This window comes from Bacillus hominis, from assembly GCF_030348325.1.
GTDB lineage: Bacteria > Bacillota > Bacilli > Bacillales > Bacillaceae_G > Bacillus_A > Bacillus_A hominis.
The window spans coordinates 128,184-143,873 of sequence record NZ_JAUCFS010000003.1 but is presented as its reverse complement, the minus strand read 5'-3'; the positions used below and the strand labels follow the sequence as shown (position 1 = coordinate 143,873).

Sequence of the window (15,690 nt, the reverse complement as noted above, 5' to 3'; positions counted from 1 at the left end):
ACTTGTTCTCAGGCTGTGAAGAAGACTTTCTCCACAGCCTGTTTTTGTGTCTGCTCCCTCTTTACCTGCCAATGCTGATAAATTAATTTTTTTGAAATTGTCACTTTCCTGTAACATAAGTGATTTATTTTATAATAAGAAACTGACATGGAAAGAGGGAGAAGTTATGAAAAAAATCATACCGATAGTCGCATTAATAGGCATGATGAGCTTAGGGATACAAGAAATGAATGTGAAAGCTGAGACATACAAAAGTGCAGGTTCCAAAATGGATTTTTGGAATTCTAAAAGAACAGGTACTAATTTTATGAATAGCACTTCATTACCTGAGAACTACAAAAGTGCAAAGGAAGCTCATATTGAATATGTTCGTTTAGCACCTGATAAATGGGCAAAAGATAAGGATTTCTTATTTGAAGACAAACCAGATACATCAGGAAAAGATTTTCTTATCGGTAATGCAGATAATTATCAAAGATTGGTGGAAGAGGATGTAGCAAAATTGAAAGCAGATTTAGATGCTGCACAATCACAAGGGATTAAAGTTGTACTTACAATGCTTTCATTACCTGGTGATCGTTGGCGTCAATTTAACAATAATCAGAATGATGATAGAATTTGGGAAGAAGAGAAATATCAAGAACAAGCAAGCCAATTTTGGAAGGACCTTGCGTTTGAATTGAAAGATCATCCAGCTGTGGTTGGTTACAACATTATCAATGAACCACATCCAGAAACATCTAAGAAAAATAGATATAATGATTTTTGGACGGAAGATTATGAGAAATGGTATTCAAAAGTGAAGGGAACCCCAGCTGATTTAAATGAATTTTATCAAAAAGTTGTTACTTCAATTCGTGAAGTAGATAAAGAAACACCTATTATTTTAGATTCAGGTCTATATGCCACACCTTGGGCTTTTAAATATCTTAAACCAGTTAAAGATAATAAGACATTGTATGCATTTCATATGTATGAGCCATATCAATTAACAAGTCAACGTGAAAATCAAAATAAAGAGTATCAATATCCTGGAACTGTAAAAGTAGGAGATTTAGAAACACCTATGATGTGGGATAAAGATGGATTAAATACATTCTTACAGCCTGTGCAAAATTGGTCTCAGGAAAATCATGTACCATCTAATCGAATCATTGCTGAGGAATTTGGAATTAATCGTACCGTTCCTGGAGCACCTCAATACATGCAAGACTTAATCTCTATATTCAATCAGAAAGGATGGCATAAATCATTCTATGCATTCCGTGAAGATACTTGGACAGGAATGAATTATGAATTAGGAACAGAAAAAATAAAATGGGATGAAGAGGGGCAACCAAAACGTCAAGATAATCCACTTTGGGATGTAATAAAAAATGATTTACAAATCGATGCAGGAGTAAATAGAACAACATTTAAGGATGTCCCACAAGAACACTGGGCATTTCATGCAATTCATGATTTAGCGAATAAAGGAATTATTGCAGGTTATGGAAATGGGATATTTGGTATGGGTGATAATGTAACACGTGAACAAGTAGCTGCATTAATTTACCGTACTTTGTATATAGAAAAACAAGATAAATATGAAAATCCATACAGAGATATCGATGGAAATTCAACAATGTTTCCTGAGGAAATATTAGCTTTAACTAAGATAGGAATTTTCCAAGGAGATGATCAAGGAAACTTTAGACCGAAAGCTACATTAACACGTGCAGAAATGGCACAAGTTATTAAGAAAGCGTTTAGATTAGATGTAAAGGCGCCACATAATTTCAACGATGTTCCAGCAAATTCATGGGCAAAAGATGCGATTGGTGCCGTGCAATCGAACCATATTGCAGTAGGAGTTGGAGAAGGGAAATTTGCTCCGGATATGAACGTAACACGTGAACAGTATGCACAGTTTTTATATAATGCAATTTCAAATGCGCAATCCCATCAATAAAAAGAAAATGAAGTTGAGTGGTTTATTATATCATCATTATAAGGGCGTATTACTGCTCGTAAAAATTTAATTGGTGATACCCCATATCAACTTAAAAACTTTATAACGCCCCCTAAACAAAAAATTTGTGTTTTTATAGCACCGAAGTTCATTTTTATCGTTTTGGGGGCAATTTGTTCTGCTAGGTTGATAGGCATGTGACGTTACCTTTTTATAAGCTTAATTTTTTAGAAAATGATACGAGGTAAATATGATGAAAAATAAAAAAAGAACAGCTACAGTTGCATTAACAACAGGATTAGCTTTAACAGCTGTAATACCATATGGAGTAGGTCATGCAGAGGAAACAGATCAATTACAAGTTCAAATTCAGGAGGATTCGTTTCGTACAGGTGAACTTACACAACCATCACAAAAGGCACCAGAGAATGTAGTAAAAGATGCCCTTAAGGAAAAGACAGAGCAAGCTTTGTCTCCAAAACAAGTGAATGGAGAAATGGGAGTAGATTATAAGGTTCTTCAAAAACGCGGTTCGTATGATGGGACTACACTTGTGCGTATGCAACAAACATATGAAGGAAAAGAAGTATATGGGTATCAATTGACTGCACACGTAGATAAAAAGGGTGTTATTAAAAGTGTTTCAGGGGATAGTGCGCAAAATTTAAAACAAGAAGATTTAAAGAAGCCTATTAATCTATCACAAGAAAAAGCGAAACAATATATTTATACGAAGTACGGGAATGATATCAAGTTTATTTCTGAGCCAGAAGTAAAGGAAGTTATTTTTGTTGATGAAAATAATGGACAAGCCAGTAATGCATACCAGGTTACATTTGCTGCAGTAACACCAAAATATGTATCTGGAACTTATTTAGTGAATGCTCATAATGGTGAAATGTTAAAAAATATGGTACAAGATTCAGATTTAAAAGCAAGTGAGAAGCTTGTTGATGCCTTAGAGGAAAGTAGAAAAAGCATTCTTGCATCATTAACTGGAACAGGAAACGATGCTTTCGGTATATCTCGTACATTTGGTATTTCTAAACAAAGTAATGGTGAATATGCACTTGCTGATTATTCAAGGGGGCAAGGAATTGAAACATATGATGTGAATTACAGAGATATTACTAAAGAGGAAAGCTATTATCCTGGCACACTAGCAACTAGCACTTCAACAACATTTAATGATCCAAAAGCGGTAAGTGCTCATTACTTAGCAACAAAAGTATTTGATTTTTATAAAGATAAATACAAGCGTAATAGTTTTGATAATAAGGGACAAAAAGTAGTTTCAGTTGTACACGCTTGGGATTCTGAGGATACGAACGATCCAAAAAATTGGAAAAATGCATTAAGTGCTAATATTAATAATAGTAGTATGCTCGTATATGGAGATCCTATGGTGAAGGCATTTGACGTAGCGGGACATGAATTTACACATGCGGTTACATCTAGCGAATCCAATCTTGAATATTCCGGAGAATCCGGTGCGATTAACGAGGCGTTATCGGATATTATGGGGACGGCTATTGAGAAATATATAAACAATGGGAATTTTAACTGGACAATAGGAGAACAAACTGGATTAGTTTTACGTGATATGAAAAATCCATCTTCAATCAATTATTCAAATGGAGTACCATATCCAGATGATTATAGTAAATATACTAATTTAAATGGAGAGGATGATGGAGGCGTTCATTTCAACTCAAGTATTATTAATAAAGTTGCATATTTAATTGCAAAAGGTGGCACTCATAACGGTGTAACTGTAAAAGGTATTGGCGAGGATAAAATGTTTGATATTTTTTATTATGCAAACACTGATGAACTAAACATGACTTCTGATTTCTTTGAATTGAGATCAGCATGCCTTCGAGTTGCAACAAATAAATATGGCGCGAACTCGGCTGAAGCTCAAGCAGTCCAAAAAGCTTTTGATGCAGCAAAAATTAAGGTAACAGTGGAAGAAAAAGAAAAAGCTGTGGAAAAACAAGCGCCGGAGTTAACTGTACCGTTTACAACTACACTACATGTAGGTGATACGTTCGACCCGATGAGAGGCGTAAAAGCTGTTGATAAAGAAGATGGTGATTTAACAAATAGAGTAAAACATAAAGGCGATGTAGATACTTCTAAACCAGGTAACTACATTGTGGAGTACTCGGTTGTCGATTCCCAAGGGGTTAATGCAACGGCTACACAGACTGTAATTGTAGAGGAAAATGGAGAAACTCCAGATATGGAACCTAAATTAACAGTGCCTGTTGGAGCAACAATTAATGTAGGAGATTCATTCGACCCAATGGCAAGAGTATCAGCTACTAATAAAGAAGACGGTGACCTTACTTCTAAAGTAACAGTTGATGGTAAGGTAGATACATCTAAGGCCGGTACTTACGTATTAACTTACACAGTTACAGACACTAAAGGTCATGAAGTAACTGCGAAACAAACAGTAACGGTTAAAGCTGGAGAAGAAGTTAAAGATGAAAAACCAGTACTAAAAGTACCTGCTGAAACAACAATTATTGAGGGTAATCAATTCGCCTCAATGGCAGGAGTATCAGCTACTGATAAAGAAGGTGGTGACCTTACTTCTAAAGTAACGCATGAAGGAACTGTAGATACATCTAAAGCCGGTACTTATGAAGTAATATATAGTGTCAAAGATTCCGCAGGTAATGAGGTAACTACAATACAAAAAGTAGTTGTGAAAGATAAGGACAATGGTAACGGTTCTAATAACAGAAATAATGGTTCAGACAACGATAACGGTTCTGATAATGGCAGTACTGGTACTAACAACAGCAATGCCTCTGATACTGGTAACAGTAATATCTCAAACAATAGTACTACTGATAAAAAAGAAGATACATATAAAGAGCTTCCAAAAACGGGTGCAAGTACAAATAACAGTGCAGCAATGGGTGTATTGATGGTTCTTGCAGGTATGGTTCTTTCTTTTGGTCGTAAATTTAGAAAGGTATTAAAATAATAGTAACTTATTGCATTAAAAAGCACCTTCAAATATTGAAGGTGCTTTTTATGGTTCTGGTGCAAAAATATTAACTTGATGGGCATAAGGTCACCTTATCAAAAAAAGAAAATTGTACGTTTGGACACATTTTAACCGGTTCCCTGTAAGTTAAGGAACTGGTTATTTATTTTACCGATTTTTTATAGACTTTTTATCTCGTAATGGTCTTAAATTATTGAAATTTGTTTTTTGGTTTAAGTTCCAAACATAATCACCTGTTAACGTAATATGTTCCCATCCAAGTGGAGATATATGTTGTACATATTCTTCGGGAATGTCCACTCCTTTTGCATGCAAAGCATCAACCGCTGTGATATATATATACTATATTCCATAATATAATAGCTAAAATCAGAAGTTGTAAACCACTTGCTCTATGTAATTGATCCTCATAAGAACAATCAAGAATTTCTCCTAATTAATTAAAAATGCATCTCAAGCAACCCTAATCAATAAAACGATTGGCTGTTCCCGTTTTGTATTCAATCATTTCCTATCTCTATGGGATAATGCATACAAAGAAACAGGGAAAGGTTTGACATATGGTACATGCTCTGCCAAACTCCCTGCCATGAAGAAAGAGTTTGTTTGGCTAAAAGAAGTGGATAGTATCGCGATTCAGTCGTCTGTTCGCAACCTTGCGGATGCTTATACACGCCTTTTCAAAAAACAAAACAATGCCCCGCGTTTCAAATCTAAGAAGAACAACGTACAATCTTATACCACAAAACAAACAAATGAAAACATTGCCGTTGTAGGAAACAAAATAAAATTGCCAAAACTAGGTCTTGTTCGATTTGCCAAAAGTCGTGAAGTAAAAGGACGTATTTTAAATGCTACAGTTAGACGGAACCCTTCTGGCAGATACTTTGTGTCATTGTTAGTTGAAACAGAAGTGCAAGCACTTCCGAAAACAAATTCTTACATTGGAATGGATGTGGGACTAAAAGATTTCGCCATTTTGTCAGATGGAACAACCTATAAAAATCCGAAGTTTTTTCGATCATTAGAAGAGAAGTTGGCAAAAGCACAGCGTGTTCTTTCTAGAAGAATGAAAGGATCTTCTCGCTGGAATAAACAAAGAGTAAAAGTAGCTAGAATTCATGAATACATGACGAATGCTAGAAAAGATTACTTGGACAAAATCTCGACTGAAATCATCAAAAACCACGATGTTATCGGTATAGAGGATTTGCAAGTATCAAATATGTTAAAGAATCATAAGTTAGCAAAAGCAATTAGTGAGGTATCATGGTCTCAGTTTCGAACTATGTTGGAATACAAAGCAAAATGGTACGGCAAACAAGTCATTGTTGTATCGAAAACATTTGCTTCAAGCCAATTATGTTCTTGTTGTGGATATCAAAACAAAGACGTTAAAAATCTAAACCTACGTAAATGGGACTGCCCTTCTTGCCATACACACCATGATAGGGATATTAACGCAAGTATCAATCTAAAGAATGAAGCGATAAGGCTTCTAACCGCAAGGACTGTGGAGATAGCCTAATAAATTAGAGTTCGATAGAACTCTTTACTTAGGAATCCCCCTCTTCTAAACGAAGTGAAAGTGGGGGTAGTTCAATTAAGCAATATGTACATATCTTCCATTTTCAACACGCTGTAACCATTTTAACACTTGTTAATACTTATTTTCTGAATATGTATTTTGATCTCCTCACATTAATATTTAATATTTTCCTTATTACAAATTAAAATCAATGAAAGACTTTTGTAACACTTATGCAAGAAATTCGAAAGGTATCTAAGCTAAGATGAACTTCAGAACATTAATTTTAGATGATTCAAAAGTGATTAATTTCACAACGAGAGGAGAACGAAATGAAAAAGAAATTTAAAACAACTGGAATTGGAAAAAAGGTAATCCCTGCTACAGCGGCATTAGGAATTCTTTTTTCTATGGCACCGATTGCAGAAAATAAGGCTAGCGCAGGGGTAGGTGCGGTAGTGGATATAACTATTACTGTATTAGGTGCTGTAGCAAACACTTATGAAACACTTGGACTAGCCCCTGGGGATCGAGACCCAGGCACTCATATTGATGTATATGCAGAAAACGAAACTTACCAGGCTCCTACTTTTACACCTGGGGAATTTAATATTTCCATGTATCATACACAAGGTGATGTGAATTTTCTTAAACCAGTTAAAGTACGCTATCCAAATGGAAGAATTGAAACTCATCAACTAAAATCTGGACAGCAGCTTAAAATTACTGAAGCAGGTGCAATTATAGATTTAAACCCTAATGCAGAAAATATCTCAGAACACGATCTTCTTTACATTACACAAGCACAATTAGACGAAGGAAAGACCGGAGTTGTGATAAATCAAGGCCAACATGCATTTGTAGAAAAAGCATCTGGTAAAAACCCAAGATTTCTTGGTCCACTTTACAAAAAATATTCCGGCGACTCCTTTGGCGATTGGACGGTGATTGTTAAAAATTCAGATTACCTATTTGATCAGATAGCAAATAAATTATCAGATGAGCAAAAACGATTGATAACATTGACTTCAAAGCCAGTAGGTAAAGATGTCCTTGACAACTATGTTAATAATGATCCTAAAGCTCGTGCAGATTTTTATGATCGATTATCTGATATATTGGCGGAGCGTACTAACGTCCTAGAGACATCTATGGCACTGCCATTCATTACACTAAATGACGGTAAACCTTATCAAATTATCCCTTATAAAAAAGGAACGAATAAAGTAATCGTAAAAACAGGTTCAAAATATCTTTCAGGAAAAGAAGGAAACGGACTTCAATATTCCGATTCGCTTGGCGATGATGAAGTGTTTGAACTTGTTCAGATAGGAAATTCTAACGATGGTAAATTTCAGTTCCGTTTGAATAACAAAAATGGGGTAAGTTTGGCTGGTAATCAATATATTTCTCAATTTGGTACTGATTGGAGTTTCAAATCTGAAATTCGTTTCTCTGATAAAAGCAACAATGAAATTAACAATTGGTTAATAGAGTGGTATCCGGGTAAAGAAAATGAGAGACAGAAGTATGATAAAGTACAGGCTGTAGCTGATGAAAAAGATTCTACTAAATGGATTGCAAAAGATTCCTCTGGAAACGTGATAAAGAACAGTTGGATAAACCGAGGTGATGGGTATTCCTTTACAGATGCTGAAGGAGTCATTTTGACAGGCTGGCAAGAAATTAAGGGGAAGACTTATTATTTCTCATCGCCTTATGGCTACATGGTTGCTGGAAATGCAAGTGATGCACTGATTGAGGATAAATACTACTACTTTAATGATGACGGTGTTTTACAACGATCAACCTGGGATGGAGATTCCTATGCCGATGCTTCTGGAGCAATCGTTAAAGAAGGTCTAAAAGAAGTAGATGGTAAAATTTATTACTTCCAAAATTACAATGTAAATAAAAAGGAAATACGCTTAGAAGATCAAAATAAAATTATTCACGTTTCCGACAAAGGTGTACTTGAGAGAGTTTCTGATCTAAATGGAAAAGTGATAAACAGCGTTGTTAATGTTGGGTTGGACAACAAAATATTATCATTTAAGCATGACGGTTCGCTTTATAAAACAGGGCTCAACAAAAGTGAGAACCTACTAGAATATTATAGTTTAGAAGATGGAGTTTTCTATACCGGTTGGAAAATGATAGACGGTAAAAGATATTATTTCACAAATGGTCGCAATTATACTTTCAATGATTATGAAAACATTGACGGAAAAAAATATTATTTTCATGAAGACGGATCAGTTAATCGATCAGGGTTTGAAAAAATAGATGGTAAGATATACCATTTTGACAATAACGGCGTAGCACAAACAGGATGGCAAACTATCGATAATAAATATTATTACTTCGATGAGAAAGGGGCAGCTAAAACAGGGTGGTTCCAAGTTGGTGGTGGATATAGACCTTGGCCTCTTGCATACGGATACCTTTGGTATTGTGCTAGAGAAGATGGTTCACTTTATTCAGACGGTTGGTTTAAAATCGACGGTAAAGATTATCACTTTGACCAGTGGGGACATAAGATGTAAGGCTCTGATGCAAAAACTTCAGGATAATTGCAAGTAATCTCTAAATCTTGGACATACTGATACTATTACTCTAAAAAAGGTGAGTGATCAGTATGGAAAGCGAAATTTATTCAAGTGGAAGCATTATCATCATGATAATATTTTGCAAACAGTAAGATGGTACCTACGGTACAACTTGAGCTTTCGTGATTTGGTGGAAATGATGGCGGAACGGGGCTTATCTGTTGCTCATACAACGATTATGCGTTGGGTTCATCAGTATGGTCCTGAATTAGACAAAAGAATCCGTCGTCATCTCAAGCAAACCAATGACTCTTGGAGATTCGATGAAACATATATCAAAGTAAAGAGTCAATGGATGTACCTGTATCGTGCTGTCGATTCGAAAGAAAATACCATCGGTTTTTACCTAAGCAAACCAAGAAACCACAAGGCTGCAAAGCGATTCTTCAAGAAAGCTTTGCAGTCTTTTCATATTTCTGATCCTCGTGTCGTGACAGTAGATAAGAATCCAGCTTATCCTATAGCAGTTGAAGGATTGAAAAAAGAAAAAAAGATGCCATTAGGCATCCAACTAAGGCAAGTGAAATATCTCAATAATATAGTAGAACAAGATCATCAATTTATTAAAAAGCGATTTCGTTCGATGTTAGGATTGAAATCCTTTCGCACAGCAACATCCATTATTTCTGGAATAGAAGCTATGCGTATGGTAAAAAAAGGTAATTCGTTTCACTGGACAAGTCTGTCCAAAATCAAGTGAAGTTCATCCATCAACTATTTGGAATTGCTGCTTAAGACTAGATTCCACTAGGAAACTTTTCACCTCTTTATATCTTTCCTAAGTATTTGCACCAGAACCCTTTTGTTTCAGTTCCGGCAATTATAGCATTTAAAGAATAAGATATATATATGCTATTAGTTTATATGTTAACAGGAGTGAATACCTTATAAAATATGAATGTATGTTCCTTGTTGTTGTGTTTTTATTTATATAACCAAATGTTAAATCTCATAAAAATCTTTTAATCTAACTATATGCAATAATACATATTGGTTATGAGTATTTTTCGTGTTATATTATTTAATTGCTATATGTTTTAGTAATATATAATTTTGAAAGGGGAAAGATTATGTTACAAAATACAGTTCGTACTCCAAATAAGAAAAAAAAATGGATTATTGTTGGGGTTATTGTACTAATTGTTATCGTTGCGGCGGTAAATATTTTTGTTATGCAAGGTAAGAAGAAAGATACAACGAAGGCGGATGCTGTAAGTTTTGAGAAAGTGACAGAGCGTAAGCTAAATAATACGAAGTTAATTTCGGGTCAGGTGAAGCCGGGGAATATTGAAAGCTTCTATGCGGATCCAACTAAAGGAAAAGTGAAAGATATTGCAGTGAAAGAAGGACAAGAGGTAGAAAAGGGAACGAAATTATTCTCTTATGATAATGAAGAAATTAATTTACAGGTGAAACAAGCTGAGCTTGATCAGAAGATGGCTGATATGCGTTACGATCAAGGGAAAAAGAAGATTGATTCATTGAAGAAAGAAATTAAGAAGGCAAAAGATAGTGGGGCTGCGAAAGAAGTAACAGACCCAATGGAAGAGCAGGTAAGTGAGTTAGAAATGGCACAAAAAACAACTGATCTTGAAAAAGAAAAAGGAGAGTTACAAAAAGAAGAGTTAAGTAAAAAACAGAAAGAACTTACGATTTATAGTAATTTTACAGGTGTTGTACAAAAGTTAGATAAAGATGCAGCGCAAAGTTCATCTCAAGCTTTAGGTGGCCAAGGGAAAGCATTCTTACAAGTTGCTTCTAAAGATCCGTTCCAAGTTCAAGGGACTTTAACAGAGCTTCAAAAGTCACAAATTCAAAAAGATCAAACGTTTACTGTAACTGCGAAAGCAAATAATAAGAAGAAGTGGACAGGTAAGATTACGGAAGTAAGTGAATTCCCAACGAGTGCTGAGATGGCTCAAGCAGCTGGTGAAGGAACTCAAAATATGTCTCAATATACATATAAGGCAAGTCTTGATAGCCAAGATGGTTTATCTCCAGGTTATCACGTTTCTTTACAAGTAAATTTAGAGAATAAGACGATGATTGCTGTTCCAAGTAAGAGCATTGTAGAAAAAGGCGATGATGCATTTGTTTATATTGAAGAGAAAGGGAAGCTTCATAAACAAAATGTGAAAAAAGGCGCTACTGATGGAGACTGGACAGAGATTGTTGAAGGCGCAGCAGTGGGGCAAAAGGTGGTTAAAAATCCTTCCGACAACGTGTATGACGGAATGGAAGTGACAGAGAAATGATTACGTTAAATAATATTGCTAAAACGTATTATCAAGGAAAATTGGCAGTACCGATTTTACATGGTATTAGTTTAACGATTCAGAGTGGTGAGTTTGTTTCAATTATGGGACCGTCTGGTTCCGGTAAATCAACGCTTATGAATATTATCGGTTGTTTAGATCGCCCAACAGAAGGAAAATATATGCTGAATGATGTGAATATCTTAACAGCAGATGAGTCAAAATTAGCTTTAATTCGTAATGAATATATCGGCTTTGTGTTCCAGCATTTTAATTTACTGCCACGTCTTTCAGCGGTGGAAAATGTTGAACTTCCTCTTGTATATGGTGGGGTGAAGAAAGCTGAGCGCCGTAAGCGTGCTTTGGAAGCACTGGTCAAAGTAGGGTTAGCAGATAGAGTGCATCATTTACCGAATGAGTTATCAGGTGGACAGAAACAGCGTGTAGCAATTGCGAGAGCGATTGCGAATAATCCAACGTTCATTATGGCCGATGAGCCGACAGGGGCGCTTGATACGAAGTCTGGTGAACAAGTTATGGATATTTTCACGAAGCTTAATGCAGAAGGTACGACGATTGTTATGGTTACGCATGAAGAAGAGGTAGCAGCTTATTCATCTCGCCGCATTGTACTGCGAGATGGGAAAATTACTGAAGATAGAAGGTGTGCAGTATGAGTTTACTAGATAGTATGAAAATTGCCCTATCTTCAATTTTAGCTCATAAACTGCGTTCAGCTTTGACGATGCTCGGTATTATTATCGGTGTAGGTTCTATTATTACTGTCGTTGCGATTGGGCAGGGCGGGGAAGTGATGCTGAAGTCGAAAATCGCTGGTTCTGGTAATAACCTTATGCCAATTCAGTTTAAGCCGGATATTAATGATGAGTTTGCTATGGGTGGGCATGAAGTACCAAAATTAACGGAAGAAGATATTCTTGAGGTGAAACAGGTAAAAGATGTTGCCCATGTTATTACGACGAATAGTACGATGGAAACACTTGATATAAATGATAAAAAAGCAATGATTAATGTTATTGGACTGGATAGTGAGTATTTTCAAGTAAATAAAGTGAAAATGCTCAAAGGGCGTTCATTGAATGAATCAGATATTTCACAAGGTAATAACGTCGTTATGATTAGTACGAAGGCAGAAGAGACGCTATTTAAAGATGAAAATCCAGTAGGAAAAATTATTGAAATGAAAGGACAGCCGGTGCAAATTATCGGTGTCTATAAATCAGATAATGAATTTATGGGATTTGAAACTGAAGAAGTACTGATTCCTCTCACCTTATGGCCTGTTTTATACGGAACAGATGAAATTCAAAGTATCGCAATTCAGGCTAAAAATGTAGACAATTTAGAATCAGCAGGAAAAAAAGCTGTTGAAGTATTAAATAGTCGTAAGCCGAGTGAAATTCCAGGTAAATATGAATTAGTAAACTTAAAAGAGTTCCAAGAAGGAGTTTCTAAAGTCACTAATATCATGACAATGATCATCGGTGGTATCGCTGGCATTTCATTAGTCGTTGGTGGTATTGGCGTTATGAACATTATGCTCGTATCTGTAACGGAGCGTACGCGCGAAATTGGAATACGTAAAGCGCTTGGAGCAACGCGTAGTAAAATTTTATTACAGTTTTTAATTGAAGCCGTTATGTTAACGCTTCTAGGTGGTTTGATCGGAATTGGTCTTGGATATGGCGGGGCATATATTGTTTCCACATTTGCGAAATGGCCACCACTTGTTTCATGGGAAGTTGTTGTCGGAGGCGTATTATTCTCAATGACACTTGGTATTATTTTCGGATTAATTCCAGCGAATAAAGCTGCAAAATTAGATCCAATTGAAGCACTCCGCTACGAATAGTTTACTAGTGTAGTAAAGATAAATATCTCTATTACACATACATATTGTTTGAGTTAATTGTTTTTACCATCCTTTAAAAGGAATATGTAAATAGAAGGAGGCGTTATAATGAAAGCGAATATTAATACACAAGATGTAGGTGCGAAAAAGCCATCATTATTTGGAATGATTACATCTCCTGGAGTACAATTTGAAAGAATGAAAACAAACGAGAAAGTTTGGGGTATGTTCCTCTTAGTAGCATTGTTACAAGGGCTTCTAGGTGGTTTAAATGCGTATGTTATGTATACCTCACCTGAGATGCTTAAAATGAAAAAAGAATTAGGTGAAATGGCTGGACAAAGTTCACTTACATCAGAAGTTATTTCTGGAATTGGAACAAGCTTTGCTAGTGCGATGGTTGGAACACTATTCATAGCAGCTATTTATAAAATGTTTATGATGTTCTTTGGTAATGATACGCCTTATAAAACCTTATTGAATATTGTAGCTTATACAAACATTGTCCTTATTATTGGTGGACTTATTAATTCAATTTTAAGTATAATCTTTAGTAGTGGAATGAGCCAATATACGAGTTTAGGGTTATTATTTACGAAAGGTACATTTGCATATGGAATTGGTAATACAATTGAAATATTCTATGTATGGAATTTAATCTTAATTTGGCTCGGATTACACATTACAACTGGATTAAGCAAAGTGAAAGCATCGATTCCAATTATTATTCTATTCATTATTAAAGCGGTATTCTTTGCGGCAATTATTGTATTAATAGCAAAGTTTTTACCAGGTATGCTATTGTAAATAAATTAAGTTCCTTATAAATAAGTTCAGTAAAATATTTGCAACATTAGTAACCAGTTCCTTAACCTAAAAGGTACTGGTTATTTTTTGTCCAAAATATGTTCAAACGTACAATTTTCTTATTTTGATATGGTGCTCCCATGCCCATCAACTTAAGAAATTTTAATACCCCCAAGTACCAAAAAACGTTATTCTTTCTAAACAAGCTAGATTAGAAAGGATGACGTTTTTTATGAATCTTTCAATTCAAAGTAAACTACAATTATTTGCTGAAGAATTACATAAACATTTTACTCCTTCATTTTTAGAAAAGCTTGTTAGAACAACGTATTATAGCTAGACATATTCACTGATGGTTTGATGCATAAGTGAATCCCCAACAACAAATACATTTACACATAGCAAAAGTTATTTATGTCATAAAGTAAAAAAAGGAAACGATTATTGGGTCCAAGGGGCATCCTGAGAGTAAATACTATAATTTGAGTTTGATAAGTGTATTTTAGAAATTTCAAAGCCTTTCAAATTAATGAAAGACTTTTGTAACATTTATGAAAGTGATTTGAAAGATATTTATAATAAGATAAATATATCGAAAGGGATTTTATTCCACAGCAAAAGTATAAGCAATGTACAGTATAATTTCATTTTTGTAATCTTATAGAAATAATGAAAGAAGGGGAGAAATAGCATGAATCGTATAAAAAATAAGGTTCTGGTGCAAAAATCTAAAGACTCTTGCAAGTAATCTCCTAATCTTGGACATACTGATAGTATGACTCTAAAAAGGTGCGTAATCAGTATGGAAAAGGAAAATTTGTTTAAATGGAAGTATTATCAGCCTGAACTAATCTTATTAATAGTAAGGTGGTACCTACGGTACAATTTGAGCTTCCGTAACCTGGTGGAAATGATGGAGGAAAGAGGCTTATCAATTGCTCATGCAACGATTATGCGCCGGGTTCATCAATATGGACCTCAATTAGAAGAGAAAGTACGACATCATCTTAAATCAACAAATGACTCATGGAAAGTCGATGAAACATATATCAAAGTAAAAGCTCAATGGATGTACTAATACCGTGCAGTCGATTCAGAAGGGTATACAATTGATTTTTGTCTAAGTAAATCAAGAGATAAACAAGCAGCCAAGCGCTTTTTCAAGAAAGCCTTGGCTTTTTCGTATGTTTCTAAACCTCGCGTGATAACAGTAGATAAGAACCCTGCCTATCCTGTAGCAATTCAAGAGTTAAGAGAAGAGAAACATATGCCTGAAGGCATACAACTAAGGCAAGTTAAATATCTCAATAATATAGTGGGACAAGACCACCGGTTTATTAAAAGGCGAGTTCGTTCTATGTTAGGATTAAAGTCGTTTAAAACAGCAATCTCTATATTGAGTGGTGTTGAAGCCATGCATATGATGAAAAAAGGGCAACTTGTTTTACCGGATAAGTCTGTCCAAAACCAGAAATGATTTATTCATAAATTATTTGGCTTAGCTTCATAAGATAGAAATGAAGAAGAAATTGCTACTCTATGTTTCTAACTAACATTTTCGCACCAGAACCTTTTTTACTACCATAAGATAGAAAGAATACCACATTGCTATCAAGCTAAGATTTTAAGTTTCCCCATAGCG

General features: G+C 35.1%; 8 protein-coding genes and 3 pseudogenes. 10 read left to right on the top strand and 1 reads right to left on the bottom strand.

The annotated features are described in order from the left end of the window. Nucleotides 1-166: 166 nt before the first annotated feature. Together QUF93_RS01080 and QUF93_RS01075 are read left to right on the top strand one after the other, a co-directional pair. Nucleotides 167-1,951 (top strand): S-layer homology domain-containing protein, encoded by a 1,785-nt coding sequence (locus tag QUF93_RS01080; RefSeq protein WP_289361122.1) that lies wholly within the window; start codon nt 167-169, stop codon nt 1,949-1,951. A 253-nt stretch (nt 1,952-2,204) separates the two neighbouring features. After that, nucleotides 2,205-4,952 (top strand): M4 family metallopeptidase, encoded by a 2,748-nt coding sequence (locus QUF93_RS01075; RefSeq protein ID WP_289361121.1) that lies wholly within the window; start codon nt 2,205-2,207, stop codon nt 4,950-4,952. A 171-nt stretch (nt 4,953-5,123) separates the two neighbouring features. Here QUF93_RS01075 and QUF93_RS01070 read toward each other — a convergent pair. Continuing rightward, nucleotides 5,124-5,412 (bottom strand): annotated as a pseudogene (locus tag QUF93_RS01070) (Tn3 family transposase); the annotation flags it as partial. A gap of 3 nt (nt 5,413-5,415) precedes the next feature. On the opposite strand from QUF93_RS01070, the gene tnpB reads away from it, so the two are divergent. The 8 genes and pseudogenes from tnpB (at nt 5,416) to QUF93_RS01030 (ending at nt 15,525) form a co-directional block, all read left to right on the top strand. Beyond that, nucleotides 5,416-6,504 (top strand): IS200/IS605 family element RNA-guided endonuclease TnpB, encoded by a 1,089-nt coding sequence (tnpB, locus tag QUF93_RS01065; RefSeq protein WP_289375176.1) that lies wholly within the window; start codon nt 5,416-5,418, stop codon nt 6,502-6,504. A gap of 332 nt (nt 6,505-6,836) precedes the next feature. Then, complete coding sequence (locus tag QUF93_RS01060; RefSeq protein ID WP_289361120.1) at nt 6,837-9,050, top strand: N-acetylmuramoyl-L-alanine amidase family protein; 2,214 nt, start codon at nt 6,837-6,839, stop codon at nt 9,048-9,050. Nucleotides 9,051-9,129: 79 nt separating this feature from the next. Continuing rightward, nucleotides 9,130-9,848, top strand: a pseudogene (locus tag QUF93_RS01055) (IS6 family transposase). A gap of 335 nt (nt 9,849-10,183) precedes the next feature. Beyond that, nucleotides 10,184-11,368 carry an efflux RND transporter periplasmic adaptor subunit gene (locus QUF93_RS01050; protein WP_289361119.1) on the top strand — a complete coding sequence of 395 codons (1,185 nt, stop codon included), beginning with the start codon at nt 10,184-10,186 and terminating at the stop codon, nt 11,366-11,368. After that, a complete protein-coding gene (locus QUF93_RS01045; protein WP_002187085.1) occupies nt 11,365-12,045 on the top strand; it encodes an ABC transporter ATP-binding protein in 681 nt (226 codons plus the stop codon). The genes QUF93_RS01050 and QUF93_RS01045 overlap by 4 nt, the downstream gene beginning before the upstream one ends. Then, nucleotides 12,042-13,241 carry an ABC transporter permease gene (locus QUF93_RS01040; RefSeq protein WP_078214533.1) on the top strand — a complete coding sequence of 400 codons (1,200 nt, stop codon included), beginning with the start codon at nt 12,042-12,044 and terminating at the stop codon, nt 13,239-13,241. The genes QUF93_RS01045 and QUF93_RS01040 overlap by 4 nt, the downstream gene beginning before the upstream one ends. Nucleotides 13,242-13,349: 108 nt before the next feature. After that, nucleotides 13,350-14,048: a YknW family membrane protein gene (yknW, locus tag QUF93_RS01035; protein ID WP_199676356.1), complete on the top strand. Its 699-nt coding sequence runs from the start codon at nt 13,350-13,352 to the stop codon at nt 14,046-14,048. Nucleotides 14,049-14,850: 802 nt separating this feature from the next. Further along, nucleotides 14,851-15,525 (top strand): annotated as a pseudogene (locus QUF93_RS01030) (IS6 family transposase). Nucleotides 15,526-15,690 lie beyond the last annotated feature (165 nt).

Coding starts and splice junctions, on each gene's coding strand:
- QUF93_RS01040 (WP_078214533.1), top strand. CDS start 12,042: ATGAGTTTACTAGATAGTATGAAAATTGCCCTATCTTCAATTTTAGCT.
- QUF93_RS01060 (WP_289361120.1), top strand. CDS start 6,837: ATGAAAAAGAAATTTAAAACAACTGGAATTGGAAAAAAGGTAATCCCT.
- QUF93_RS01080 (WP_289361122.1), top strand. CDS start 167: ATGAAAAAAATCATACCGATAGTCGCATTAATAGGCATGATGAGCTTA.
- QUF93_RS01045 (WP_002187085.1), top strand. CDS start 11,365: ATGATTACGTTAAATAATATTGCTAAAACGTATTATCAAGGAAAATTG.
- yknW (WP_199676356.1), top strand. CDS start 13,350: ATGAAAGCGAATATTAATACACAAGATGTAGGTGCGAAAAAGCCATCA.
- QUF93_RS01050 (WP_289361119.1), top strand. CDS start 10,184: ATGTTACAAAATACAGTTCGTACTCCAAATAAGAAAAAAAAATGGATT.
- QUF93_RS01075 (WP_289361121.1), top strand. CDS start 2,205: ATGAAAAATAAAAAAAGAACAGCTACAGTTGCATTAACAACAGGATTA.